Source organism: Vibrio agarilyticus, assembly GCF_012641465.1.
Taxonomy (GTDB): domain Bacteria; phylum Pseudomonadota; class Gammaproteobacteria; order Enterobacterales; family Vibrionaceae; genus Vibrio; species Vibrio agarilyticus.
Genome location: NZ_JABAIK010000065.1, coordinates 1 through 562, shown reverse-complemented (window position 1 = coordinate 562; position 562 = coordinate 1). Strand labels below are relative to the sequence as shown.

Below are 562 nucleotides of genomic sequence, written 5' to 3'. Positions count from 1 at the left end.
GCTTTCATGGATGTTCTTAAACAATTATTATTATTTGAGGATAATTTTCGCCTTTTTGGTAGAGACTTGGTTTATAAAATAGAAAAATTAAAAATCAGATAACAAAGTATGGTGAACGAAAAATGAAAGAGAGGATAGTGAAATGTGTAATACCAAGATTCTCAACTATGTATTGGTTAATTGCGTTCCTAGCATTTATATTCCCCGGTCGATCTTTTGCTGACGGTTACACCGCTTACTACCGATGTAATGGTACTCAGGAAGCATCTCTTACTGTTAAAGATAACAAACTAAGTATGGTTGTAGGTCTTTCTAAGTTTAATAGGCAACTGGATACTTATAGATTCAAAGAAAAGGGAATCGAAGTAGTAATGCAGAGAGCTGCTTCTGATGATAACTCTGAGGCCATAATGTCTTTTATTATGCCTGACGTTAACAATATGACCTTATTAGTTAAAAATAACGGCTACATTATCGTTAAGACGACCTGCGGGTTAACTAAAACCGACAAACAGTAGAACACGTAGTTAGTCGAGTATTTACCATAATACCTGTTGTCGGC

1 protein-coding gene is annotated in these 562 nt (G+C 35.1%); it reads left to right on the top strand.

Translation table 11 applies throughout. The features are described from left to right. Positions 1 to 167 precede the first annotated feature (167 nt). A complete protein-coding gene (locus HGP28_RS19025; RefSeq protein WP_168837988.1) occupies positions 168 to 518 on the top strand; it encodes a hypothetical protein in 351 nt (116 codons plus the stop codon). The last annotated feature ends 44 nt before the right edge of the window (positions 519 to 562 follow it).

Coding starts and splice junctions, on each gene's coding strand:
- HGP28_RS19025 (WP_168837988.1), top strand. CDS start 168: ATGTATTGGTTAATTGCGTTCCTAGCATTTATATTCCCCGGTCGATCT.